The organism is Isoptericola sp. NPDC057653, assembly GCF_042799955.1.
Lineage (GTDB): Bacteria > Actinomycetota > Actinomycetes > Actinomycetales > Cellulomonadaceae > Isoptericola.
The window spans coordinates 888,462-912,289 of the sequence record NZ_JBHVHP010000001.1 but is presented as its reverse complement, the minus strand read 5'-3'; the positions used below and the strand labels follow the sequence as shown (position 1 = coordinate 912,289).

The following is a 23,828-nucleotide window of genomic DNA, read 5'->3' as shown; positions in this document are numbered from 1 at the left end:
TTCAGGAGGTCGATCTCGCGACGGGTACCTCGATCTCGTCGTGGTCCGGGACCCCTCAGCCCCAGACGAGCCCGCGGGCCGGGTCCTCGAGCACCTTCGCGACGTCGGCCAGGTAGCGGGCGGCGAGCTCGCCGTCCACGAGCCGGTGGTCGACGGACAGGGCGAGCTGGGTGACCCAGCGGGCCTTGATCTTGCCCTTGTGCACCCACGGCTGCTTCCGGATCGCGCCGAACGCGAGGATGCCGGCCTCCCCCGGGTTGAGGATCGGGGTGCCGGTGTCCGTCCCGAAGATGCCGACGTTGGTGATCGTGATCGAGCCGTCCGCCATGTCCGCGGGCTGCGTGCGACCGGCGCGAGCGGTCGACGTCAGCGTGGCGATCGCCTTCGCCAGGCCGAGCAGGTCGAGGGTGTGGGCGTCCTTGATGTTCGGCACGACGAGCCCGCGCGGCGTGGCGGCCGCGATCCCCAGGTTCACGTAGTGCTTGTAGACGATCTCCTGCGACGCCTCGTCCCAGCTCGCGTTGATCTGCGGGTGCCGGTTCACGGCGAGCAGCACGGCCTTGGCCGCGACGAGCAGCGGCGTGACGCGCACGTCGGCGAAGTCGCGGTCCTCCTTGAGCGAGGCGACGAGCTTCATCGTCTTGGTGACGTCGACGGTCTGGAAGACGGTGACGTGCGGGGCGGTGAACGCGCTGGCCACCATCGCCTCGGCCGTGCGCTTGCGCACCGACTTCACCGGGACGCGCGTCTGCCGGCCGTCGCCGCTGACCGTGCCGGACGCGAGCCAGGGCCGGTCGTCGTCCGGGTAGGTGGCCAGGGCCTTCGGCGCGGCGCCCTCGGCGTGCGCGACGACGTCCTCCCGCGTGACGATCCCGCCCGGGCCCGTGGGGTGCACGGAGGCGAGGTCGACGCCGAGGTCCTTGGCGAGCTTGCGCACCGGCGGCTTGGCCAGCACGCGGGCGCTCTGCGCGCCCGCGGCGGACGACGCGGGCACGCTCGCCATCGGCTTCTCGATCGCCGGCCCGGCCGGGGCGGGCGCCGGAGCCGGAGCAGGGGCCGGTGCCGGCGCCGGTGCGTCGACGTCGAGGCGAGCGCTCGAGGTCGAGGTCCCGGACGTCGACGTCGGGCGCTTCGCCTCGACCTCGGCGGCCGGGGCGGCACCGCGGCGCCGACGTCGGCCACCGCCCGCGCCGTCGCCGGTGCCGTACCCGACGAGCACGGAACCGGAGCCCTCCCCCGACGCCTCGCCGGCGGCCGCCGCAGGCGCTTCGGGCGCGCCGCCCGACGGCGCACCGGCCGGCGCGTCGGTGGTGATCTCGATGATCGCCGTGCCGACGTCGACCGTCGTGCCCTCCTCCGCGAGCAGCGCCGTGACGGTGCCGGCCCACGGCGACGGCAGCTCGACGAGCGACTTGGCGCTCTCGATCTCCACGATCACCTGGTTGACGGTGACGGTGTCGCCGACGGCGACGCGCCACTCGACGATCTCGGCCTCGGTGAGGCCCTCGCCGACGTCGGGCAGCGGGAAGCGCTGGGTCGTCATCGTTCTCCTCAGCCTTGCTCTCAGTGGGCCAGGACGCGGTCGACGGCGTCCACGACGCGGTCGACGCTCGGCAGGTACTCGTGCTCGAGCTTCGCGACCGGGTACGGCGCGTGGAAGCCGCCCACCCGCAGGACGGGGGCCTCCAGCGAGTAGAAGCACTCCTCGCTGACGCGGGCCGCGACCTCGGCGCCCGAGCCGAGGAACGTGGGGGCCTCGTGCACCACGACGCAGCGTCCGGTGCGGCGCACGGACTCGGCGACGGCGGTGACGTCGAGCGGCGAGATCGAGCGCAGGTCGACGACCTCGGCGCTGGTGCCCTCGGCCGCCAGGGTGTCGGCGGCCTTGAGCGCCGTCGCGACGGTCGGCCCGTACGCGACCAGCGTGACGTCGGTGCCCGGCCGGGCGACGTGCGCCCGGTTGAGCACGTCCGCGGCCCCCGCGGCGTGCGCCGTCGGGTAGGGGCTGGTGGTGACCTCGCCCTTGGACCAGTAGCGGCCCTTGGGCTCGAAGAAGAGCACCGGGTCGGGCGACGCGACGGCGGCGCGGATCATGTCGTAGGCGTCCTGCGGGGTGGACGGCGACACGACGCGCAGGCCGGGCGTGTGCGCGAACAGCGCCTCCGGGCTCTCCGAGTGGTGCTCCACCGCGCCGATACCGCCGCCGTAGGGGATGCGGATGACGACGGGCACCTGCAGCCGGCCGCGCGACCGGTAGTGCATCTTGGCCAGCTGCGTCGTGATCTGGTCGTAGGCCGGGAAGACGAAGCCGTCGAACTGGATCTCGCACACGGGCCGGTAGCCGCGCAGCGCCATGCCGATCGCGGTGCCGACGATGCCGGACTCCGCCAGCGGCGTGTCCACCACGCGGTCCTCGCCGAAGTCCTTCTGCAGGCCGTCGGTGACGCGGAAGACGCCGCCGTTGCGGCCCACGTCCTCGCCCATGACGAGGACCTTCGGGTCGGACTCGAGCGCGGAGCGCAGGCCCTCCGTGATGGCGCGGGCGAAGGTGAGGGTCTCGCTCATCGGGTGGCCCCCGTCGTCTCGCTCGTCTCGTTCTCGTACTGCTCGAACCACGCCCGCTCGGCGGTGACCTGCGCGTGCTCGGTGGCGTACACGTGCTCGAACATCGTCGCGGTGGGCGGGGCGCCCAGCTCGCGGACCTCCGTGCGCAGCCGCTCGCCGAGCGCGTCGGCCTCGCGGTCGATGCCGGCCGCCCAGTCGTCGTCCCAGGCGTCCTCGGCGCGCAGCAGCGCGGCGAGGCGGTCGATCGGGTCGCGGCGGGCCCAGTAGTCCTCCTCGGCGCGGGACCGGTACCGGGTCGGGTCGTCGGAGGTGGTGTGCGCGCCCATCCGGTACGTGTACGCCTCGACGAACGTCGGGCCGCCGCCGGAGTGGGCGCGCTCGATCGCCTCCGCCGTCACGGCGTAGCAGGCGAGCACGTCGTTGCCGTCCACCCGGACGCTGGGGATGCCGAAGCCCTCGCCGCGCTGGTACAGGGGCGAGCGCGTCTGGCGCGACGTCGGCTCGGAGATGGCCCACTGGTTGTTCTGCAGGAAGAACACGACGGGCGCGTTGTTCACGGCCGCGAACACGAGCGCCTCGCTCACGTCGCCCTGGCTGGTGGCGCCGTCGCCGAAGTAGGTGACGACGGCGGCGTCGCGCGCCGCGTCGCCGGTGCCGACCGCGCCGTCGCGCTGCACGCCCATGGCGTAGCCGGTGGCGTGCAGCACGTGGGAGCCGATGACGAGCGTGTACAGGTGCACGTTGTGCTCGTTCGGGTCCCAGCCGCCGTGGTCCTCGCCGCGGTACAGGCGGAGGCGGTCGACCGGGTCGACGCCGCGCGCCTGCAGCACCCCGTGCTCCCGGTACGAGGGGAACACGTAGTCCTGCGGCGACAGGGCGTACGCCGACCCGACCTGGGCTGCCTCCTGGCCACGGCCCTGCGCGTACAGCGCGAGCTCGCCCTGGCGCTGCAGGGCCGTGGCCTCGTCGTCGAACCGTCGCGTCAGCACCATGTCGCGGTACAGGGCGCGCAGATCCTCGGAGGTGAGGTGGTCGACACGCGAGCGGTAGGTCGCGTTGTCGGGTTCGACGACACGCTCGCCGGTGGGCGAGACGAGCTGGACGAGGGGATGGACGTCGGCGGGCACGACGTCGGGCTCGCCGGTGGTGGGCTGCGGCACGCGTTCTCCTTCGCTGGCGGCCCCGGGCGGGGCGGGCTGCTCCGGCACGGACGAGGTTCCGGCGGTGGACCCACCGGAACCTACGCCTTCGTAGCCTACGCCAGCGTAGGTTGCCGTCCATGGGGCGCACCCCCCAGCGGCGCTACCAATGTCCCCCCGCCCATTTTGGAGGGTTCCTCCAAAGCCGTCCGGGCCCGCCGCCGCCCCCGCAGGTCAGCGCGGGTACGCCTGGCCCACCCGCAGCGCGTCCCGCTCCCGCAGCACCGGCCAGCGCGCGAACGCGAAGACGAGGAACATCACCACGTTGAGGATCGGCACGATGCCCACGAGCACCCACCAGCCGGAGTAGCCCGCCTTCTGGATGATCCGGATGTACGCGACGAGGAAGAGCACGGCGATCGCGAGGTAGACGACGAGCGCGGCCGTGCCGAACAGCCAGCCGTAGTCGTCCGCGAGCTGGTCGTAGTCCCAGTTGTCCATGGTCAGCGAGTCTCCCCGGGCACGGCCGCGCCGCAACCGGTGGACGAGCCACGACGTACGACGTCGCGCAGGTGTCGGTGGCGCGCGCGAGGATCGATGGACACCTCGACGAAGGGACGCTCCATGGCCGCGCAGTCGACGCCGACGCCCGTCAACCCGCCCGAGCTGCACCAGAACCCCGCGTTCGCGTGGGGCATGATCCTGCCCGCCGGGCGCACGCTGTACGTGGGCGGGCAGAACGGCACCGGCCCGGACGGCGCCCTCGTGGACGGCGGCCTCGGCCCCCAGACCGAGCAGGCGCTGCACAACGTGATCGCCGTGCTCACCGAGGCGGGCACCGACGTGGAGCACGTCGCGAAGCTGACGATCTACCTCGACCCCACGATCGACCCGAACGAGGCCTACGCCGCGTCCGGCCGGGTCTGGCAGGCGCGCACCGCCGTGACGGTCCTCGCCGTCGCCCCGGCCCGGCCCGGCGCGCTCGTGGAGGTCGAGGCGGTCGCGGCGGTCCCGGAGCCCTGACCGCCGAGCCCCGCGGCCCTAGGGTGGACGCCGTGCGCAGTCGCCGAGGTCGTGGACTCTTCCGGGCGGTGGCCGTCGTGGCCGCGTGCCTCGCGGTCGCCGACGCGTTCCGCTGGGGCAACCGCTGGTACGTCTCGACGATGTTCGACGGCCCCGGCGACGCCGCCTACGCCCTCGACATCCTCACCAAGGCGCACGACGCGCTCCTGCACGGGCTCGCCTGGCTCGCCGTCGCGCTGCTCGCGGCCGCGGTGGGCTGGCGGCTGCGGGTGGTGCGGCGCGCCGCCGCCTGACCGGCCCGGCGGAGCGAGTCCGGTCCACAGGCGCGGGATCGGTCGTGATCCTGACCGATCTCGCACGGTTGACCGATCCCACGGCCCAGAGGTGGCAGGCTCTGGCCGTGACCGTCACCGCCGACCCCGTCCTGCCCGCCGTCGACGCCCTCGTCCACCTGCGCGCGGACGGCGTCAGCGTGCTGATCGACGCCCGTGGCGGCGAGCTGCCCGCCGTCGTCCACTGGGGCGACGACCTCGGCCCGCTGGGCGCCGACGACGCGGCCGCGGTCGTCCTGGCCGCGACGGCCCCGCTGGTGAACAGCGGGCCGGACGAGCCGACGCGGCTGGCGCTCGTGCCGGAGCCTCGCACGGGCTGGCTCGGCCGCCCGGGGATCGTGGGCGAGCGCGAGGGCGACGCCTGGTCGCCGCGCTTCACGACGACCGTCGCGACGCTGTGCGGCGCGACGCTGGCCGGCGGCCTCACGGAAGGCGGAGCGGGGGCGCTGCGGGTCGAGGCGACCGACGCGACCGCGCGGCTCGCGCTCGTCCTCGACGTCGAGCTCACGCCCGACGGCGTTCTCCGTGCCCGCGCCACGCTGCGCAACGACGGCGCCCCGTACCGGCTGCACGAGCTCGCCGTCGTCCTGCCCGTGCCGCCGCGGGCGCGCGAGGTGCTCGACCTTACCGGCCGGTGGGGCAAGGAGCGCGTGCCGCAGCGGCACGACCTCACGGTGGGGACGCACCTGCGCGAGGGCCGCCGCGGCCGCACGGGCTTCGACGCGGCCACCGTGCTGACCGCGGGGGTGCCGGGGTTCGGCTTCGGGCACGGCGAGGTGTGGGGCCTGCACGTGGGCTGGTCGGGCAACCACCGGCACTGGGCGGAGCGGCTGCCCACCGGCGACCAGGTGCTGGGCGGCGGGGAGCTGCTGCTGCCCGGCGAGGTGACGCTCGCGGCGGGCGAGGAGTACGAGACCCCGTGGGTGTACGGCGTGCACGGCCACGGCCTGGACGCGCAGGCCGCGCGGCTGCACCGGATGCTGCGCCGCCGCACCGCGCACCCGCGCACCCCGCGGCCCGTGACGCTCAACGTGTGGGAGGCCGTGTACTTCGACCACGACCTCGAGCGGCTCACCGCGCTGGCCGACGCCGCGGCGGAGCTCGGTGTGGAGCGGTACGTGCTCGACGACGGCTGGTTCCGCGGACGCCGCGACGACACCCGCGGCCTGGGCGACTGGTACGTCGACGAGGAGGTGTGGCCCGACGGGCTGGGCCCGGTCGCCGACCACGTGCACGGCCTCGGCATGGAGTTCGGGCTGTGGTTCGAGCCGGAGATGGTCAACCTCGACAGCGACCTCGCGCGCGCCCACCCGGAGTGGGTCATGGGCGCCGGCGGCCGCGTCCCGGTGCCGTCGCGGCACCAGCACGTGCTCGACCTGTCGAACCCGGACGCCGCCGCCTTCGTGCTGGACCGGATGAGCTCCGTCATCGGCGAGCACGGCGTCGACTACGTGAAGTGGGACCACAACCGCGACCTCGTCGACCCGGGCTCCGGGCGGGACGGGCGGCCGGTCGTGCACGCCCAGACGCTCGCCGCCTACGGGATCATGGCCGAGCTGCGGCGGCGGCACCCGGGGCTGGAGATCGAGTCCTGCTCGTCGGGCGGCGGCCGCGTCGACCTGGGCGTCGCCGAGCACACGCAGCGCGTCTGGGTGTCGGACTGCACCGACCCGCTGGAGCGGCAGCAGATGCAGCCGTGGACGGCGCAGCTGCTGCCGCTGGAGTACCTGGGGGCGCACGTCGCGGCGGACGTCAGCCACCAGACCCACCGCGCGCACACCCTCGCCTTCCGCGCGGCGACGGCCCTGTTCGGCCACTTCGGGATCGAGTGGGACCTCACGCGCTCGACGCCCGAGCAGCTCGCCGACCTGGCCGGCTGGGTCGAGCTCTACAAGGCCGAGCGCGGGCTGCTGCACACCGGCACCCTCGTACGCCAGGACTCCCCCGGCCCGGACGACCCGCAGGTGTGGGGCGTCGTCGCTGCCGACCGCTCCCGCGCCGTGTTCCAGCTCGCGACCCTCGTCCGCCCGGCGTCCGCGCCGCCCGGCCGCTTCACGCTGCGCGGCCTGGACCCCGAGCGCCGCTACCGCGTCACGCCCCTGCCGCTGAGCCGCGAGGCCTTCAGCCTCTGGTCGGTGCCGCCGTGGTTCGGCCTGCCCTCCGCGGACGGCGCGACGGCGTCCGACGGCGTCACCGCCCAGCCCCGGCCCGCGCGGCCCGACGACGTGCCCCGCGGCGCGGTGCTCACCGGCCGCGCGCTCGCCGTCGCCGGCCTGCAGACGCCCGAGTCCGCACCCGGGTCGTCACTGGTGCTGCTCGTGGAGGCCGTGGACTGACGCGGGCGGGCCGAGGTCGCCCGTTCGGCTCGCCCGGTCGCGCGGCCCGTGCTTCGCTTCCCCTGCCGCCGCCCGCACCCTGCGGGCCCGACCCCAGGGAGTGCCATGGGCCAGCACGTCGACGTCGACTCCTTCGTCCGCGCCGAGACCGACCGCATGTTCGCGGACCTGCAGCGTGACTCCGGAGGGGTCAACCGGTTCCGGCACAACCGCGCGCCGGCCTCCGTCGACGCGCAGACCGTGATCCGGCTGAACCGCGACACGCTGTACAGCTTCGCGGTGGTCGACCTCGCCGGTGGCGCGACCCTCGATCTTCCCGACGCCGGGGACCGGTACCTGTCCGCGATGGTCGTGGACAACGACCACCTGGTGAGCACGATCCTGCACGACCCGGGCGAGCACCCGCTCGACGCCGCCACGGTCGGGACCCGGTACGCGCTCGTCGCGGTGCGGACGCTGGTGGACCCCGACGACCCCGCCGACCTCGACGCGGTCGCCGCCGTGCAGGACGCCGTGTCGCTCACGGCGGCGTCGGCCGAGCCGTTCGTCTCCCCCGACTACGACGTCGCCAGCCTGGACGCGACCCGCACCGCGCTCCTGTCGCTCGCCTCGGGCCTGCGCGGCTTCGACCACATGTTCGGCACGCGCGCGGAGGTCCGGCCCGTGCACCACCTCATCGGGACGGCGGCAGGCTGGGGCGGGCTGCCCTCCTCGGAGGCGTCGTACGTCGGCGTCGACCCCCAGCTCCCGCCGGGTCGGTTCGCGCTGACGATGAAGGACGTCCCGGTGGACGCCTTCTGGTCCGTCAGCGTCTACGACGCCCGCGGCTTCTTCGCGCCCAACGCGCTGGACCGCTACAGCGTCAACAGCGTCACCGCCGTGCCGGACGAGGACGGCGGGGTCACCGTACGGTTCGCCGCGGAGGGCGACGTCGGCGACGAGCCGAACACGGTCCCCGTCCCCGAGGGCTGGAACTACCTGGTGCGCCTCTACCGCCCGCGCCCCGAGGTCCTCGACGGCACCTGGACCGTGCCGCCCCTGCGACCGCGCTGAGACCGGCAGGCCGGCGGGCCCACCACCCGCGGCCCTTCCTCCACGAGGCCGCCGAGCCCGACTCCCCGTCGGGCTCGGCGGCCTTCGTCGTGTGCGATTCGTGAACCGTTGTGTTTGTTCTTGTGATCTTTGAGTTCGTTTCGTTATCGCACCGCAACCGCAGGGGTTTGACCAGATCGGCCAAGTTCCGCCAGAGTGTGTCGCGGACACCAGATCATCACCCTCGTTGCCGAGGTTGACCCACAGGGACGTGGACATGTCGAGTTCACAAACTCACACTCTTGAACACAGAAAGTCACAGACGCCACCGCGTCGGCTCAGCGACGGGCAGTTCGCCGTCCTGCTGCTGCTGCCGGGCGTCGCCCTGCTCGCGGGCGTCGTGCTGTACCCGCTGGTCGCGGCGCTCGTCACGGCCTTCTTCGAGCAGAGCCTCGTGCTGCCCGGACGGACGTTCGTCGGGCTGCAGAACATCGTCGACGTGCTGCAGGGCGACTTCCTGCGCCTGCTGCGCCAGACGCTGGTCTTCACGCTCGGCACGACGATCCTGCCGTTCGTCGTCGGGTTCGCCCTCGCGCTGGCGCTGAACACCAAGATCCGCGGGGCCAAGGTGCTGCGCGGCCTCATGCTCATCCCCTGGCTCGTGCCCGGCGTCGTCGTGTCGTTCCTGTGGATGTGGATCTTCAACGCCAACTACGGCGTGATGAACGCGCTGCTGCAGTCGATCGGCCTGATCGACGACCCGCAGGCCTGGCTGGCCCAGCCCGGCACCGCCATGGGCGCCGTCGTGCTGGCGAAGACCTGGCAGTCGTTCCCCTGGATGATGGTCATGCTGCTCGCGGGCCTGCAGACGGTGCCGGTCGAGCTGCACGAGGCCGCCGAGATGGACGGCGCCGGCACGGTCCGCCGGTTCTTCGCCATCACGCTGCCGCACCTCAAGGGCATCGTCGGCCTCGTGGTGCTGCTGGAGTTCATCTGGAACTTCCAGCACTTCGACATCATCTACGTCCTCACCGGCGGCGGCCCCGCGGGCGCCACCCAGACGTTCGCCACCGCGGTGTACGAGACCGCCTTCCAGGGCTTCGACCTCGGCAGGGCCGGCGCGCTCGGCCTCCTGTGGATGATCCTGCTCATGGCGCTCGTCGTCGTGTACGTCCGCTTCTCGGAGAAGGGAGAGGAGCGATGAGCGCGACGACGCAGCTCCCCGCCGCGCCCACCCCGCCCTCCTCCGCGCCGGCCCCGGCCGCCGCACCGCACCCGCCGCGGCGCCGCCGTCGCAGCGCCCTGCGCTCCGAGCGGCCCGGCGTCCGGATCGCCGCCTGGGCCACCGTGGTCGTGTGCGGCGGCTTCGGCCTCCTGCCCGTCTACTGGCTGCTGGCGACCTCGCTCACGCCGCGCGACCAGGTCTTCGCGTACCCGCCGCGGTTCTTCCCGGCCGCGCCGACCCTGGACGCGTTCGCGTCGCTCGCCTCCAACGACCAGCTGTTCGGCTACCTGCGCAACAGCGTGATCGTCTCCGTGATCACGGCGCTGCTGTCGGTGCTGGTCTCGGCGTACATGGGGTACTCGTTCTCCAAGTTCCGCTACCGCGGCCGCCGCTCGCTGATGTACCTGGTGCTCGCGTCGCAGATGTTCCCGCAGGCGCTGCTGCTGGTCACCCTCTACAGCGTCTTCAGCGCGTACAACCTGCTCAACACGTACACCGCGCTGGTGCTGAGCTTCACCACGTTCACGCTGCCGCTCTGCGTGTGGATGCTCAAGGGCTTCTTCGACACCATCCCGGACGAGCTCATCGAGGCGGCCCGCGTCGACGGCGCCTCGCGCCTGCGGATCATCCACTCGATCGTGCTGCCGCTCGCGGCGCCCGGGCTGATCGCGGCCGGGCTGTTCGCCTTCGTCCGCGGCTGGAACGACTTCGTCTTCGCCCTCACCCTCGCGGGCCCGGAGAAGCAGACCCTGCCGCCCGGCCTGGTGAACACCTTCATCGGCGAGGCCTCCACGGCGTGGCCCGAGCTCATGGCGGCGTCGCTCGTCGTGTCGCTCCCCGTCGCGATCGCGTTCATCGCCCTGCAGAAGTACCTGGTCGGCGGCCTCACCGCCGGCGCCGTCAAGGGCTGACCGGCCCCCTCGAGCTCCATCCCCTTCCCCACCCCGAACGACCCTCGATGCGGAGGATCCCCATGTCCACGAACCCCCTGATGCAGTCGGCCGTCTCCCGCCGCCGCATGCTCCAGCTGCTCGGTCTCGGCGCCGGCACCGCCGCCCTCGCCGCGTGCGCGCCGTCCGCCGGCTCGTCGGCCGGCGGCGCCGCCTCGGCCGCCGCCACCGGCGGCGCCAAGACCGACTTCGCGTTCTCCTCCTGGTCCTTCACCGAGGAGGCCGCGGCGCCCGCCCTCGAGGCGATCGTCAAGGCCTACCAGGACAAGGCCGGCGTCACCGTCAAGGACGTCTCGTTCCCCTACAACGAGTACATCAACCAGCTCACCCTGCAGGTGAAGGGCGGCCAGTTCACCGGCGCCGCCCACGTGGACGTCGCGTGGCTCGGCTCGCTCGCCGCGATGGGCAAGCTGCAGGACCTGTCGGCGCTGACGGAGGGCCGCGGGTACACCGACGCCGCGCTGTCGGCCGCCCAGTTCGACGGCGTGCAGTACGGCCTGCCCTGGACGATCGGCGCCATCGGCCTCATCACCAACGCGGAGCTGCTGCAGAAGGTCGGGGTCGCCGACGACGCGTTCCCGACGACGATCGACGAGTTCGAGAAGACGCTCAAGGCCCTCAAGGGCCTCGGCGGCGGGCTCATCCCCTACGCCGCGTCCACCAAGGCGGCCCAGCTCAAGGACATCCTCATCTGGATGCAGACCTTCGGCAGCCCGCTCGTCGACGGCGACACCGTCACCATCGGCGACGACGCCTCCGTCGAGGCCGTGACCTGGTACAAGAGCCTGTACGACCAGAAGCTCATCGCGGCCGACGTCGACCGCTTCGACGCCCGCTCGCTGTTCGCGCAGGGCCGCGCCGCGATCCTGGACGACGCCCCCGTCGGCCGCAACGCGATCACCGAGGAGTCCCCCGACAAGGACCTCGGCAGCAAGCTCAACCCCGTCTCGCGCCCCGTGCTCAAGGCCGGCGACACCCCCCGCGCCCTGGTGTGGGGCGGCGCGATCGCCGTCGTCGACGGCGAGGGCGCGGCCACCGCCGCCGACTTCGCGCAGTTCGCGACGTCCGACCTGGACACCGTGCTGGCGGACTACGAGGTGCGCGGCCTGCCGCCCGTGATCACCGAGGCGCAGCAGTCGGACGTCGTCGCGTCCGACACGTTCGGGTCGCTGTTCAGCGAGCGCATCACGGCGACCGCCTCGTCCAACCCGTTCTGGGCGTTCACCGCGTACTCGCAGATCGAGACCGTGATCGCCGAGCAGGTGCAGGCCGTGCTCGTCGGCAAGACCGACCCGAAGAAGGCCATGCAGAAGGCCGGCGAGGCCGCGCAGAAGCTCGTCGGCTGACGCTCCCGCCCGTACCAACCCCGCTCGCCCCCACCCATCCCGGAGTCACGACCACGGTTCGAGGAGGAACCATGCGACGACGTCCCACCCCGAGGCTGCGCACCGCCGCGGCCGCCCTCGCGGCGGCCGCGGTGGCCGCCGCCACCGTCCCCGCCGCGGCCGCCCTGGCGGCCCCGGCCACCCCCGGCAAGCACACCGAGACCGTGGAGCAGCTGCCGTTCCCGGTGGACCGCTCCAACAACGCGGGCTGGTGGACGCCGCTCGACGTGGTCGACGGCGTGACCTACATGGCGTTCGACTCGCCCGCCGCGGACCCGGCCCGCCACGAGGTGCACATCGCCGCGCAGGGTCCCGACGGCGGGTGGACCGCCGGCTGCCTGCGCGCCGACGACGGGGCGTGCGCGACGTTCCTCGACGACAGCGGGCACGACCAGCCGTCGATCGTCGTGGACGGCGAGGGCACGATCCACGCGTTCGTGTCGATGCACCACGTGCCGTGGCAGTACTACCGCTCCACGACGCCCGGCGACATCACGTCGCTGGTCGACGCGAGCGCGGACCTGCCCGACCAGGGCGTGCCGATGACGTACCCGGTCACCGCGCGCGGCACCGACGGTGACGCCTACGTCATGGTGCGCGGCGGGCGCGACGAGGCCACGGTGCGGGACGGGCGCCTGTACCGCTTCGACACGGCCACGGGCACGTGGTCCCGGGTGGCGGTCTTCGCCTCGGGCGTGGGCGCGTCGGTCTACCCGGACGACCTCGAGGTCGGCACGGACGGCCGCCTGCACGTGCTGTGGGAGTGGCACCGCTGGGCCGCGGGCCCGTACCGGCACCTCGGCTCGTACGCGGTCTACGACCCGAAGGACGACTCGTGGCACGACGCCGCGGGGAGCCCCCTGAGCACGCCGATCGCCCCGTCCGCGGGCGGCGCCGTCGTCTACCAGCCGTTCGCCGACGGCGAGTCGCTCCAGACCGACGGCCCCACCGTGCAGACGGCCAAGCTGGCCGTGCACGGCGACACGCTCGCGGGCGTCGTCTACCGCTACGCCGCGGCGAAGGCCGACGGCACGCCGGACCGCTTCGACGTGCGCTTCGCGCGGTGGGACGGCGCCGCCTGGCAGCGGGAGACCGTCGTCGACGCCGACGACCTGGGCGCCGGGACCGACACCGTGGCCGCGCTCGACGCCACGTCCGCGGCGGGCACCACCCGCGCGTACGCGGTCGTGCAGGGCACGGTCGCCGGGCAGGTCCGCACGCAGGTGGTCCGCGCGGAGCGCGGGCTCGACGGCGGGACCTGGCAGTTCGCCGGGCTCGGCGACGTGCAGGTGGGCCAGCAGCGCCTCGCCGCACGCACGATCCGCACCGGCCCCTCGTCGGGCACGGACGTCCTGTACGTGAGCGCCGCCGAGTCGGGCCCGACGTCGGGCACGCTGTTCCACGCCCGCGTGCCCCGCACGGGCGGTCCGCTGGTCGGCAGCCCGCTCGCGGACGTCGTCGCGGGGGTCCGCGACGACGACGGCGGCGACCCGGGGACCCCGGAGCCCACCGGCAACCTGGCGCTCGGCGGCACCGTCACCGCGTCGTCGGCGCTGCGCGCCGACACGGGCGGGGAGAAGGCCGTGGACGGCCGGCTCACCGACGACAGCCGCTGGATCTCCGCAGCGGACGACGCGACGCCCACCCTCACCGTCGCCTGGGACGACGCCGCCCCGGTGGCGTCGGTCCGGGTGCACAGCGGCTACCGCGCCGCCGTCGACCCCGCCTCGGCCGTGCTGCGCGACTTCTCCGTCGAGCTGCACACCACGGGCGGCTGGGTGCAGGTGGGCGCGGTCACCGGCAGCACGGCCGGGGTCGTCACCCTCCCCGCCACCGGCGTGACGGCCGACCAGGTCCGCCTGGTCGTCACCGACCCGTCGGCGTCCGAGACGGACGTGGCCCGCGTCTTCGAGATCGAGGTGCTGGCCGCCGGCTGACGCCGCGACCCGCGCCGCACACCCGCCCCCGCACCACCCGAACCACCACGTTCGACCAGCACAACCACCGGATTGAGGACTGAGAGATCATGCGTACGCAGACCGTCGAGGCGGACGTCGTCGTCGTCGGAGGGGGGCTCGCCGGCGTCAGCGCGGCGGTCGCCGCCGCGCGGCTGGGCCGCCAGGTGGTGCTGGTCAACAACCGACCGGTGCTGGGCGGCAACTCCTCCTCCGAGGTGCGGGTGTGGGTGTGCGGCGCCACCGCCCACGGCAACCAGCGCTGGGCCCGCGAGACCGGGATCGTCGGCGAGATGTACGTCGAGAACCAGTACCGCAACCCCGAGGGCAACCCCGTCTACTGGGACGACGTCGTGCTGGACACCGTCCGCCGGGAGAAGAACATCCGGCTGTTCCTCAACACGGACGTGCGCGACGTCGTCGCCACCGGCCCCGAGGACGCCCGCCGCATCGAGTCCGTCACCGGCTGGACGATGGGCTCGGAGATCCTCACGACCTTCACCGCGCCGGTCTTCCTCGACTGCACGGGCGACGGGCTCGTCGGCGCCCTGGCCGGCGCCCGCTACCGGCTCGGCAAGGAGTCCCAGGCCGAGTTCGGCGAGGAGTGGGCGCCGCCGGAGCCGGTGCGCGAGTTCCTCGGCTCCACGCTGCTCTTCTACACCAAGGACCTCGGCCACCCGGTGAAGTACGTCGCGCCGGAGACCGCGATCGACATCACCTCCACGCCCATCCCCATGAACCGCGTCATCCGCAGCGGCGACTCCGGCGCCCACTACTGGTGGATCGAGTGGGGCGGCGAGATCGACATCGTCGACGACAACGAGCGCATCCGCGACGAGCTGCGCGGCGTCATCCTCGGCATCTGGGACTACATCAAGAACTCCGGCAAGTTCGACGCCGACAACCTCACCCTCGAGTGGATCGGCAACGTGCCCGGCAAGCGCGAGTACCGCCGGTTCGTCGGCGACTACACGCTGCACCAGGGCGACGTCGTCGACCAGACCGTCTTCGACGACGGCGTCGCGTTCGGCGGCTGGTCCATCGACCTGCACCCCGCCCAGGGCATGTACGCCGAAGGCGCGGGCGCGCTGCAGCGGTTCTCCGAGGGCGTCTTCGAGATCCCCTACCGCTCCCTGTACTCGGTGAACGTGGAGAACATGCTGTTCGCCGGGCGCGACGTCTCGGCCACCCACATCGCCTTCGGCGCGGCGCGCGTCATGGCCACCTGCGGCGCGATGGGCCAGGCGGCCGGCACCGCCGCGGCGCTGTGCGTGGAGCACGGCACCACCCCGCGCGGCGTCTACACCGACCACCTCGACGAGCTGCGCCAGACGCTGCTGCGCTGGGACGCGCCCGCCGTCGGCATCGCGAACGCCGACCCGCACGACCACGCGCGCCGCGCCGCCGTCACCGCCTCCAGCACGACGACGCGGATGGCCGCGCCCGTCGTCGAACCGGCCGACGGCGACCCCTACGACGCGTACGACGTCTACGACCTCGACGTCGACCTCGGCATCGTGCTCCCCGTGGACCCGCGCCTCGACACGGTCGAGCTGCTCGTCTCCGCCCGCCGCGACACCACGCTCGCCGTCGAGGTGTACTCCACCGGCAAGCCGCAGAACGTGGTGCCCGCGCACCTCGAGGCCAAGACCGACGTGGTGGTGCCCGCCGGCGACGAGCGCTGGGTGACCGCCCACGTACCGTTCACGCCCGACGTGCCGCAGAACGCCGTCGTCGTGCTGCGCGCCAACCCCGACGTCGCCGTCCGCACCACCGCGCCGCTGCCCGCGGGCGTGCTCACGCTGGTGCACCGCGTCGACAACGACGACCAGAACGTGCAGATCAGCTCCGACGAGCTGCTGGTGCAGTGGCCCACCAAGCCCCTGCGCGGCCGCTCCGTCGTGTTCCGCGCCGGCCCCGACACCCGCGCCCTCGCCCCCGAGCGCGCCACGAGCGGGTACCACCGCAACCACGGCGGCCCGCACCTGTGGGCCTCGTCGCCGATGGCGCCCGGCCGCGACGAGTGGCTGCGCCTCGACTGGGACGAGCCGGTGACGGCGCGCGAGGTGCGGGTCGTGTTCGACGACGACCTCGACGTCGAGCTCAACACGCTGCACCACCACCGCACGCCCCACGAGACCATGCCGACGCTCGTCAAGGACTACCGCCTCGAGGTGCTGCCCGCCGGCGGCGTCCCCGCCGAGGACCGGTGGGTGACCGTCGCCGCCGAGACCGACAACCGGTGGCGCCTGCGCGTGCACCCGCTGCCGGCCGACCTCGGCCCGCTGCGCGCCGCACGCCTCGTCGTCGGCGCCACGAACGGCGCAGCGCAGGCCCGCGTGGTCGCGCTGCGCGTGCAGGAGTGACCGTGCCGCACGCCGGACTCGCCCGCCCCGCGCGCGGCGCCACGACCCAGGCCCGGGCTACGCTGACCGCCGTGCACAGGAAGGAGCGCACCGGCATCGTGGCGCTCGCCGTGCCGGACCTCGAGGAGCCGTACTTCGCCGAGCTCACGGCCCTGCTGGTGCGGCGCGCCGACGAGCGCGGGCTGTCGATCCTCATCCAGCAGACCGCAGGCGACCACGAGCGCGAGGTGGACGTCGCCAACGGCATCGGGCTGCCCCCGACCGACGGCCTCATCCACATCCCGCGCGCGCTGTCCGTGGCCGACCTGACCCGGCGCACCTCCCCCGGGCCGCTGGTGCTGCTCGGCGAGCACATCCTCGTCAGCCCGTTCACGCACGTGACGATCGACAACCGGGCCGCGTCGTACGCCGCCACGGAGCACCTGGCGTCCGTCGGGTGCCGGCGGGTCGCGTTCGTCGGCCCCCGCGACGCCCGTCCCTCGGACGCCGCGGACCGCCGGTACGCCGGCTACCGCGAGGCCGTGGCCGCGCTCGGCATCGCCGACGACCCGGACCTCGTGGCCCAGGTCGAGGCGTTCACCCCCGCCGAGGGGCAGCGCGCCGTGCGCGGCCTCCTGGAGCGGGGCGTCGAGCTCGACGGCATCGTCTGCTCCAACGACTCGGTCGCCTTCGGCGCGCTGCCCGCCCTTCACGAGGCGGGGCGGCGCGTGCCCGCGGACGTCGCCGTGGTCGGTATCGACGACGTGCGCGGCGCCCGGTTCACGACGCCGTCGCTCACCTCCGTGTCCCCGGACAAGGAGGCGCTGGTCGAGCGCGCCCTGAGCGAGCTGGAGCGGCAGATCGCGACGCCGCCCGGCGCCAACCTGCCGGTGCAGCACGTGGTGGTCCCGGCCCGCGTCGTGGCCCGCGCGAGCACCGCCCGCTGAGCCTCCCGGTGCGGGCGCGTGGGCGGGGGGCGCCGCCGTCAGTCGGAGTCGGCGGGGACCACCCAGAGCTCGCCCACGTGCGCCTCCAGCAGCTCGCGGGCGTCGGCGTCCAGGCCGTCGTCGGTGACGAGGCGCTCCACCTCGTGCAGGTCGACGATGGTGGTCAGGCCGACGACGCCCCACTTGGTGTGGTCGGCGAGCACGACGGCGTCCTGGCCGGCGGCCAGGAGCGCGCGGTCCGTCTCCGCCTCCAGCAGGTTGGGCGTGGTGAGGCCCGCGTGCAGGTCCAGCCCGTGCACGCCGAGGAACGCGACGTCGAGGTGCAGGTGCTCCAGCGAGCGCACGGCGACCGGGCCCACCAGGGCGTCGGACGGGGTGCGCACGCCGCCGGTGAGCACCACGGACTGCGTGTACGGCTCGTCGGCGCGGTCGGGGCGGCGGAACGCCTCGGCGACGGGAAGCGAGTTGGTCACGACGGTGAGGTCCGGGACGGCGCGCAGCTCCTGCGCGAGCACCCACGTCGTCGTGCCGCCGGAGAGGCCCACCGCCATGCCCGGCTCCACCAGCTGCGCCGCGCGGCGCGCGATGGCCTGCTTGGCCGCGACCTGCTGCTGCACCCGCGAGGCGAAGCCCCGCTCCTGCGCCCCGCCGGCGTCCCCGCGGGTCGTGGCGCCGCCGCGCACCCGGTCCAGCTCTCCCGCGTCCGCGAGCGCCTCGATGTCCCGGCGCACCGTCATCGCGCTGACGCCCAGCTCCTCGGCCAGCTCGGTGACGCTCGCGGCGCCCCGACGGCGCACCTCGGCCACGATCCGTGACCTGCGTTCTGCGACGAGCACCCGCTCCCCTTTCGACCCGCGGCACAGTCTGTCACGCGCCGCCGTGACCGGCCCCGCTCCCCGTCGAGCCCTGTCCAGCCCTATCCAGCCCTGTCCAAGCCCTGCCCAGCCCCGTCCTGTCCCGCACTGGAGATCCCGTGACGCTGCCCGCCCCCTACGACGCCTGGTTCCCCGACAGCCCGATCGACGGTACGTACGGGTACGACCGGGACGGCCTGCTGGCCCTTCCGCCCGCCGCCGAGCCGGACGGGTTCGCGGACCTGTGGCGGTCGTGGCACGACGAGGCGCGGCGGGTGCCGGCCGACGTCGTGGCCGAACCGGTGGGACGGCAGGGGGCGCACGAGGTGTCCGTGGTGTCGTTCACCGCTGCGGGGGGCCTGCGCCTGCGTGCGTGGCTCGCCCTGCCGGTGGGGGCGGAGGTGCGCGTCGGGATCGTGCACGGGCACGGCTACGGCGGCCGCGAGGCGCCGTCCTTCGAGCGCGTGCCGCACGACGCGGCCGTGATCTTCCCGGTGGCGCGCGGTCTCGGGGCCCTCAACGCGGGGCTCGGCGCCCCGGACGTGAGCAGCGAGCACGTGCTCGCCGGCATCGAGGACGTGGAGACGTACGTGCTGGGCCGCTGCGCCGTCGACCTGTGGCACGCGGCCACCGCGCTGCAGGAGGAGCTGGCGGCCGTGCCGGGCGTCCCCGCCGACCTGCCCCTGTACTACGTGGGCACCAGCTTCGGCGGCGGCGTCGGCGCGCTGGCGGTGCCGTGGGACGACCGGTTCGTGGGCGCCACGCTGGAGGTGCCGAGCTTCGGCCAGTACGACGAGCGCCTCGCCGTGCCGTGCACGGGCAGCGGCGAGGCGCAGCGCGGGTACGTGGCGGAGCACCCGGAGGCCCGCGCGGTCCTCGCGCTCACCGACGCGTCCGTCGCGGCGACGCACCTGCGCGTCCCGACGCGGGTCGAGTGCGCCCTGTGGGACGCGCACGTGCCGCCGCCGGGCCAGTTCGGCGTCGCGGCCGGCGTCGCGGCCGCCGAGCGCGCGGGCACCGGGGCGGAGCTGGAGCTGGCGGTGCACTCCGCCGGGCACGCGGAGTACCCGGGCCAGGCGCGCGAGATGGCGGCGGCGTTCGCCGCCACCCGCGCGCACGTGGAGCGGTCGGTCAGCCGCGCCCGCCGTCCTGGCCCGTGATCTCGCCGTCCGTGAGGAAGTCGAGCAGGATCTGGCGGCTGGCCTGCGACGTGAGGCTGCCGTAGGCGTCGTCGAACGCGTGCTCGGCGTAGGGCAGCACCTCGACGCGGGTGTCGACCCCCTGCGCGGCGAGGGCGTCGCCGAGGCCGGTGACGGTCCCCGGCCGGGCGCTGCGGTCGCGGTCGCCGACCACGAGCAGGGTCCGGGGCAGCCCGGGCCCGACGGCGGCGGTCGGCGACACCTCGCGGTAGCGGTCCGGGTGGTCCTGCGGCGTGCCGCCGGTGAACAGCTCGGCGGCCTCGCGGGTCCCGGCCACGTCGTCCTCCCACATCCCGGCGACGTCGGTGCCGGGGTAGAAGCCGATCACGGAGGCGGGCGGCCCGACGGCGTCGCCGTCGGCGGTCGCGAGGGTGCCCTCCTGGAGGCGGTAGGCGGCGTTCAGCGCGAGCGTGCCGCCCGCGGACATGCCGCCGAGGGAGACCTGCGCGGGGTCGACGCCGTACTCGTCGGCGTGCTCCCGCACCCAGGCGAGCGCTGACGCGAGGTCCTGCGGTGCCTTGTCCCAGGTGGGCCGGTCGGCGCGGGCCAGCCGGTAGTCGACGGCGAACACGGCCACGCCGTGGTCGGCCAGCCAGCGGCCCGTGCCGCGCAGGTCACCCTTGTCGAAGGTGTGGAAGCCGCCGGCGTGGGCGAGCACGACGGCGGGCGCCGCCTCCCCCGCCCCGCCTGCGGGCAGGTACGCGTCGACGTCGAGCGCCTCGCCGTCGGGGCGGGCGAACGTGGCGGTCGTGTCGGGCTGGACGTCCGGGTAGCCGAGCCCTCCGGCCACCTCGCCCCACGAGACGTCGGCGCCGGCGCTCCGCGCGGCCTGGAGCTGGACTCCCCCGATGGCAAGGGCCCCCACGGCGGCGGCCGCGCCGACGACGGCGACCGCGCGGCCCCAGCGCACCGTCCCGCCGGCCCAGGCAAGGGCCGCGAGGGTGGCGGCCAGCACGGCCAGCAGCGCCACGTGGAACGGGTACTGCCCGCCCAGCACGGGCCCGATCACCCCGATCTTCGGGATCGCCGGGACGTACGCGCCCAGGACGATCGCGACGGCGAGGAACGCGAGGACGGACGCCGCGAGAGCGCTCAGGGTCCGCAGGACCCGGACGGGCCGGGACCGCCGGCGGTCGGGACCGCGGCGGGCGCGCGGTGCGGGCGGGGCAAGGACGGGGTAGGTCATGGGGGAGGTCATGCCACGACGCTAGGAACGGGTCACCCCCTCGCACCTCCCGCCACGGAGCCAACGTCGGGCCTGGCTCTCAGGTAGGGGGTGTCCGCGGGTGGGTGCGTCCCGGGGCGACGAGGCCGGACTCGTAGGCGTAGACGGCCGCCTGCGTGCGGTCCCGCACCTGCAGCTTCTGCAGGATGTTGCCCACGTGGGTCTTGATCGTCTGCTCCGCGACCACGAGCTCTGCGGCGATCTCCGCGTTCGACAGGCCCTGGGCCACACAGGTGAGCACCTCGGTCTCGCGGCCGGTGAGCGCCTCGACCCGCACCCCGGGGACGGGACGGCCCGGGCCGCTGAGCCGCGAGAACTCCGTGATGAGCCGGCGGGTGATCTCCGGGGACAGCAGCGCGTCGCCCGCGGCCACGACGCGCACCGCCTCCGCGAGCTGCGCCCCCGAGGCCTCTTTGAGGAGGAAGCCGCTGGCGCCCGCGCGCAGGGCCTCGTACACGTACTCGTCGAGGTCGAACGTGGTCAGCACGAGGATCTTCGTGGCCAGGTCGGGGTCCCCCACGATCTGGCGGGTGGCCTCGATGCCGTTCGTCCCCGGCATCCGGATGTCCATGACGACCACGTCGGGCCGCAGCTCCCGTGCCCGGACCACGGCCTCCGCACCGTCGGCCGCCGTCGCGACCACCTCGACCCCCGGCTGGGCGCCGAGCAGCACCGAGAAGGCCTCGCGCACCATCGCCTGGTCGTCGGCGATCATCACCCGGATCGTCATGCGGAGCGCTCCTCGCCGGTCGGCGCCGCGAGCCGGGCGGCGACCTCGTATCCGCCGTCGGGCGTCGGGCCCGCGGTCAGGTCCCCGCCGAGCATGGCAGCCCGCTCGCGCATGCCCGGGATCCCGTGCCCGGCGCCCGGGAACACCGTGGCCGGGCGGCCGCCGGGCCCGTTGACCACCCTCAGGCGCAGGACGTCCGGGGCGTAGTCGAGCTCGACGCGCGCCGCGGCGCCGGGGGCGTGGCGGAGGGTGTTGCTCAGCGCCTCCTGCACGATCCGGTACGCCGACAGCTCCACGCCGTCGGGCAGGCGGCGACGGGCGCCGGAGACGGTGGTCGTCACGTCGAGGCCGGCGGCCTGCACCCCGGCGACCAGCTCGTCGAGGTGGTCCAGGGTGGGTTGCGGCGCCCCGGGCGCGCCGGTGTCAGGGCGCTCCTCGGAGCGCAGCACGCCGAGGATGCGCCGCAGCTCGGTCAGCCCGGACAGCGCACCGGTGCGGATGTCGGCGAACGCCCCGACCAGCTCCGCCGGCGGGTCGGGCACGCGGAGCGGGGCCGCGTCCGCCTGGATCGCGATGACCGACATGTGGTGCGCGACGACGTCGTGCAGCTCGCGGGCGATGCGGGCGCGCTCCTCCAGCACGGTGCGGTGCGCGCGCTCCTGCGCGAGGGCGACCTCCTGCTCCGCGAGCCGGGAGCGGACCTCCCGCGTGCCGCGCGCCCCGGCCGCGGCGCCCACGGCGACGGCGATCATCGCCAGCGCGATGAGCGTGAAGCGCCCCGGGCCCATCTCGCCCGCCGCCAGCAGCGCACCCAGCACCAGCAGGGTCAGCCCGACCGTCTCGACGACCACCCGCCACGGGTTCCGCAGCGCCACCAGGAACAGCAGCCCGGCGTGCACGGCCCACGCCCAGCCCACGTAGGTGCCGAAGGACGGGACGAGGGCGAGCACCGGCAGCGCCACCAGCGAGACCCACCACGCCGGGAGCGGCCAGCGCAGCGCCACCACGAGCAGCGCCACGTGGAGCACCGCGACGACCCGGGTCCCGACGTCCTCGGTGGCCGTGACGGCCGCGAAGGCCGCCACCGCGACGACCGCCACGTGCGGCAGCCGGCGGAGCGCCCGCGGGCCGCGCATCGGCGGCATCGGCTGCGGAGCCAGGGTCAGCAGGTCGCTGCGCACCGTGCTCCACGCAGTGCTCAGCGCACCGCGAACCCCGCCGCCCCCGACCATCCGCTCAGTATGGCCGGTGACGGCGGGGCGACCGCCGACCGTGGCGTCAGTTCCAGTTGTCGATCTTCACGTCCCGGGGCGACGGCGCGGCGTCGTCGCCCTCGACCAGGGCCTTGAGGCTCTGCAGGAACGTGGCCCACTTGGTGCTGCAGTGGTGCATGAACTCGACGGGCTCGCGCCAGCCGCGGTGCGCGAACAGCAGGATGGTCCAGTCGCCGTCCTGGCGCAGGTCCCACTCGATCGTCGTCCCGACCCACTCCTCGGGGCCGTCGACCACCCGCCACACCACGCGGCGCAGCGGGACCGCCTCCTCGACCTCCATGTCGAACCCGCCGTCGGGGAACCGGAACTCGACCCGTCCGCCGAGGCCGGCGTCGCCCGTCGTCTTCTCGGTCCACCAGCCGGCGAGGCCGTCGATCGTCGTCAGCGCCTCGTACATCGACGCCGGCGTCGGGGTCGTGGCCCCGATCCGGTGCAGGATGTCCACCATCGTGATCAGCTCCTTCTCGTGGTCTCGATCGCCTCGGCGATCGCCTTGATGCGGTGCAGCCGGCGGTCCCACGCCCGGCCGACGGACGCGAGCTGGTCCGCCGCCCGCTCGAGCTGGGCGGCGTCCACCTGGCACTGCTTCTCCCGGCCCACCGCGCTCGAGCGGACCAGGCCGGCCCGGTCGAGGACGTCGAGGTGCTTGGCCACGGCCTGCCGGGTCACCGGGAGCTGCCGGCTGAGCGACGTGGCGGTGCCGCCGCCGCCGGCCAGCAGGAGGTCGAGGATGCGGCGCCGCGTGGGGTCGCCGATCGCCGACCAGAGGTCGTCGTCCACGGACGACGGCGGTGCCGGCGCCGTCACGACCGCACCCCGAGGCTCTCGGCGTACGGCGCCAGGCGCGGCAGGTAGAAGGCCCAGCCGTCCACGTGCTCGGAGTACCGCTGCTCGAGGACGGCGATCTCCCAGCCCATCTCGCGGAAGCCGGTCTCCGTCATCCGCAGCAGCGTGCCGTCGCCGGACGGGACCAGCTCGAACGTCACGAGCAGCGAGTTCCCCGCCCGCGCCTCCTCGCCGGCCGGGTGCGTCCAGCGGAACGAGAACGCCCGCGGCGGCAGCGACTCGACCACGGTGAACGACTCGACGGTCCGGTCGGGGCCGTCGCCGAACGTGATGCTTCCCGCTCCCCCGGGCTCCGGCTCGAAGTCCGCGTCGTCGGGCCACCACTGCCGCACGTGCTCCGGGCGGCTCACCACCTCGAAGACGACTTCCGGCGACGCCTCCACGTACAGCTCGCGCTCGATGCTCCCCAGCTCCATGGCTCTTCCTGCAACTATTGGTTGCACATCAAGGTAGCCCGGGCGCGAGC

At 74.3% G+C, this 23,828-nt stretch carries 22 protein-coding genes; 11 read left to right on the top strand and 11 right to left on the bottom strand.

Going from position 1 to position 23,828, the window contains the following annotated elements; all coding sequences use genetic code 11:
• Positions 1-55: 55 nt before the first annotated feature.
• From ACFU9A_RS04110 to ACFU9A_RS04095, 4 genes are all read right to left on the bottom strand, one after another.
• A complete protein-coding gene (locus ACFU9A_RS04110) occupies positions 56-1,543 on the bottom strand; it encodes a dihydrolipoamide acetyltransferase family protein (protein ID WP_430573992.1) in 1,488 nt (495 codons plus the stop codon).
• A gap of 20 nt (positions 1,544-1,563) precedes the next feature.
• Positions 1,564-2,565 (bottom strand): alpha-ketoacid dehydrogenase subunit beta, encoded by a 1,002-nt coding sequence (locus ACFU9A_RS04105; protein WP_430573991.1) that lies wholly within the window; start codon positions 2,563-2,565, stop codon positions 1,564-1,566.
• A complete protein-coding gene (gene pdhA, locus ACFU9A_RS04100; protein ID WP_430573990.1) occupies positions 2,562-3,725 on the bottom strand; it encodes a pyruvate dehydrogenase (acetyl-transferring) E1 component subunit alpha in 1,164 nt (387 codons plus the stop codon). Before pdhA ends, ACFU9A_RS04105 begins: the two co-directional genes overlap by 4 nt.
• A gap of 213 nt (positions 3,726-3,938) precedes the next feature.
• Positions 3,939-4,205 (bottom strand): hypothetical protein, encoded by a 267-nt coding sequence (locus ACFU9A_RS04095; RefSeq protein ID WP_430573989.1) that lies wholly within the window; start codon positions 4,203-4,205, stop codon positions 3,939-3,941.
• Between the two features lie 96 nt (positions 4,206-4,301).
• Here ACFU9A_RS04095 and ACFU9A_RS04090 point away from each other — a divergent pair, with 96 nt between their 5' ends.
• The 10 genes from ACFU9A_RS04090 to ACFU9A_RS04045 all read left to right on the top strand — a co-directional run bounded on the left by ACFU9A_RS04090 (position 4,302) and on the right by ACFU9A_RS04045 (position 17,234).
• Positions 4,302-4,727: a RidA family protein gene (locus tag ACFU9A_RS04090; protein WP_430573988.1), complete on the top strand. Its 426-nt coding sequence runs from the start codon at positions 4,302-4,304 to the stop codon at positions 4,725-4,727.
• A gap of 32 nt (positions 4,728-4,759) precedes the next feature.
• On the top strand, positions 4,760-5,020 hold the full coding sequence (locus ACFU9A_RS04085) for a hypothetical protein (RefSeq protein ID WP_430573987.1): 261 nt from the start codon (positions 4,760-4,762) through the stop codon (positions 5,018-5,020).
• Positions 5,021-5,127: 107 nt separating this feature from the next.
• Positions 5,128-7,395 carry an alpha-galactosidase gene (locus ACFU9A_RS04080; protein ID WP_430573986.1) on the top strand — a complete coding sequence of 756 codons (2,268 nt, stop codon included), beginning with the start codon at positions 5,128-5,130 and terminating at the stop codon, positions 7,393-7,395.
• Positions 7,396-7,500: 105 nt separating this feature from the next.
• The gene (locus ACFU9A_RS04075; RefSeq protein WP_430573985.1) at positions 7,501-8,448 is read left to right on the top strand and encodes a DUF1214 domain-containing protein; all 948 of its coding nucleotides are present in this window, start codon (positions 7,501-7,503) and stop codon (positions 8,446-8,448) included.
• Between the two features lie 256 nt (positions 8,449-8,704).
• Positions 8,705-9,631, top strand: a complete 927-nt coding sequence (locus tag ACFU9A_RS04070) for a carbohydrate ABC transporter permease (protein WP_430573984.1) — start codon at positions 8,705-8,707, stop codon at positions 9,629-9,631.
• Positions 9,628-10,563 carry a carbohydrate ABC transporter permease gene (locus tag ACFU9A_RS04065; protein WP_430573983.1) on the top strand — a complete coding sequence of 312 codons (936 nt, stop codon included), beginning with the start codon at positions 9,628-9,630 and terminating at the stop codon, positions 10,561-10,563. The genes ACFU9A_RS04070 and ACFU9A_RS04065 overlap by 4 nt, the downstream gene beginning before the upstream one ends.
• A gap of 62 nt (positions 10,564-10,625) precedes the next feature.
• On the top strand, positions 10,626-11,948 hold the full coding sequence (locus ACFU9A_RS04060; protein WP_430573982.1) for an extracellular solute-binding protein: 1,323 nt from the start codon (positions 10,626-10,628) through the stop codon (positions 11,946-11,948).
• A gap of 71 nt (positions 11,949-12,019) precedes the next feature.
• Complete coding sequence (locus ACFU9A_RS04055; RefSeq protein WP_430573981.1) at positions 12,020-13,924, top strand: BNR-4 repeat-containing protein; 1,905 nt, start codon at positions 12,020-12,022, stop codon at positions 13,922-13,924.
• Between the two features lie 89 nt (positions 13,925-14,013).
• Positions 14,014-16,308 carry an FAD-dependent oxidoreductase gene (locus tag ACFU9A_RS04050; RefSeq protein WP_430573980.1) on the top strand — a complete coding sequence of 765 codons (2,295 nt, stop codon included), beginning with the start codon at positions 14,014-14,016 and terminating at the stop codon, positions 16,306-16,308.
• A 71-nt stretch (positions 16,309-16,379) separates the two neighbouring features.
• The gene (locus ACFU9A_RS04045; protein WP_430573979.1) at positions 16,380-17,234 is read left to right on the top strand and encodes a LacI family DNA-binding transcriptional regulator; all 855 of its coding nucleotides are present in this window, start codon (positions 16,380-16,382) and stop codon (positions 17,232-17,234) included.
• Between the two features lie 38 nt (positions 17,235-17,272).
• Here ACFU9A_RS04045 and ACFU9A_RS04040 read toward each other — a convergent pair whose 3' ends face one another.
• Entirely contained in the window at positions 17,273-18,070 is a 798-nt protein-coding gene (locus ACFU9A_RS04040) for a DeoR/GlpR family DNA-binding transcription regulator (protein WP_430573978.1), read from the bottom strand.
• Positions 18,071-18,207: 137 nt separating this feature from the next.
• On the opposite strand from ACFU9A_RS04040, the gene ACFU9A_RS04035 reads away from it, so the two are divergent.
• Positions 18,208-19,248, top strand: coding sequence for an acetylxylan esterase (locus ACFU9A_RS04035; protein WP_430573977.1), 1,041 nt, complete (start codon positions 18,208-18,210; stop codon positions 19,246-19,248).
• On the opposite strand, the gene ACFU9A_RS04030 is transcribed toward ACFU9A_RS04035, so the two are convergent.
• The 6 genes from ACFU9A_RS04030 to ACFU9A_RS04005 form a co-directional block, all read right to left on the bottom strand.
• Positions 19,220-20,485, bottom strand: coding sequence for an alpha/beta hydrolase (locus tag ACFU9A_RS04030; RefSeq protein ID WP_430573976.1), 1,266 nt, complete (start codon positions 20,483-20,485; stop codon positions 19,220-19,222). The two genes, ACFU9A_RS04035 and ACFU9A_RS04030, sit on opposite strands and share 29 nt — an antisense overlap.
• 67 nt (positions 20,486-20,552) lie before the next feature.
• Positions 20,553-21,242, bottom strand: a complete 690-nt coding sequence (locus tag ACFU9A_RS04025; RefSeq protein WP_430573975.1) for a response regulator — start codon at positions 21,240-21,242, stop codon at positions 20,553-20,555.
• Positions 21,239-22,423: a sensor histidine kinase gene (locus tag ACFU9A_RS04020; RefSeq protein ID WP_430573974.1), complete on the bottom strand. Its 1,185-nt coding sequence runs from the start codon at positions 22,421-22,423 to the stop codon at positions 21,239-21,241. Before ACFU9A_RS04020 ends, ACFU9A_RS04025 begins: the two co-directional genes overlap by 4 nt.
• 97 nt (positions 22,424-22,520) lie before the next feature.
• Positions 22,521-22,964 carry an SRPBCC domain-containing protein gene (locus ACFU9A_RS04015; RefSeq protein WP_430573973.1) on the bottom strand — a complete coding sequence of 148 codons (444 nt, stop codon included), beginning with the start codon at positions 22,962-22,964 and terminating at the stop codon, positions 22,521-22,523.
• A 5-nt stretch (positions 22,965-22,969) separates the two neighbouring features.
• Positions 22,970-23,323 carry an ArsR/SmtB family transcription factor gene (locus ACFU9A_RS04010; protein ID WP_430573972.1) on the bottom strand — a complete coding sequence of 118 codons (354 nt, stop codon included), beginning with the start codon at positions 23,321-23,323 and terminating at the stop codon, positions 22,970-22,972.
• Entirely contained in the window at positions 23,320-23,778 is a 459-nt protein-coding gene (locus ACFU9A_RS04005; RefSeq protein WP_430573971.1) for an SRPBCC family protein, read from the bottom strand. The genes ACFU9A_RS04010 and ACFU9A_RS04005 overlap by 4 nt, the downstream gene beginning before the upstream one ends.
• Between the last annotated feature and the right edge of the window lie 50 nt (positions 23,779-23,828).

Excerpts from the sequence above, each read along its gene's own strand:
- ACFU9A_RS04110 (WP_430573992.1), bottom strand. The coding sequence starts at position 1,543 with ATGACGACCCAGCGCTTCCCGCTGCCCGACGTCGGCGAGGGCCTCACC.
- ACFU9A_RS04015 (WP_430573973.1), bottom strand. The coding sequence starts at position 22,964 with ATGGTGGACATCCTGCACCGGATCGGGGCCACGACCCCGACGCCGGCG.
- ACFU9A_RS04095 (WP_430573989.1), bottom strand. The coding sequence starts at position 4,205 with ATGGACAACTGGGACTACGACCAGCTCGCGGACGACTACGGCTGGCTG.
- ACFU9A_RS04090 (WP_430573988.1), top strand. The coding sequence starts at position 4,302 with ATGGACACCTCGACGAAGGGACGCTCCATGGCCGCGCAGTCGACGCCG.
- ACFU9A_RS04030 (WP_430573976.1), bottom strand. The coding sequence starts at position 20,485 with ATGACCTCCCCCATGACCTACCCCGTCCTTGCCCCGCCCGCACCGCGC.
- ACFU9A_RS04060 (WP_430573982.1), top strand. The coding sequence starts at position 10,626 with ATGTCCACGAACCCCCTGATGCAGTCGGCCGTCTCCCGCCGCCGCATG.
- ACFU9A_RS04025 (WP_430573975.1), bottom strand. The coding sequence starts at position 21,242 with ATGACGATCCGGGTGATGATCGCCGACGACCAGGCGATGGTGCGCGAG.
- ACFU9A_RS04075 (WP_430573985.1), top strand. The coding sequence starts at position 7,501 with ATGGGCCAGCACGTCGACGTCGACTCCTTCGTCCGCGCCGAGACCGAC.
- ACFU9A_RS04070 (WP_430573984.1), top strand. The coding sequence starts at position 8,705 with ATGTCGAGTTCACAAACTCACACTCTTGAACACAGAAAGTCACAGACG.
- ACFU9A_RS04065 (WP_430573983.1), top strand. The coding sequence starts at position 9,628 with ATGAGCGCGACGACGCAGCTCCCCGCCGCGCCCACCCCGCCCTCCTCC.
- ACFU9A_RS04050 (WP_430573980.1), top strand. The coding sequence starts at position 14,014 with ATGCGTACGCAGACCGTCGAGGCGGACGTCGTCGTCGTCGGAGGGGGG.
- ACFU9A_RS04055 (WP_430573981.1), top strand. The coding sequence starts at position 12,020 with ATGCGACGACGTCCCACCCCGAGGCTGCGCACCGCCGCGGCCGCCCTC.
- ACFU9A_RS04005 (WP_430573971.1), bottom strand. The coding sequence starts at position 23,778 with ATGGAGCTGGGGAGCATCGAGCGCGAGCTGTACGTGGAGGCGTCGCCG.
- ACFU9A_RS04105 (WP_430573991.1), bottom strand. The coding sequence starts at position 2,565 with ATGAGCGAGACCCTCACCTTCGCCCGCGCCATCACGGAGGGCCTGCGC.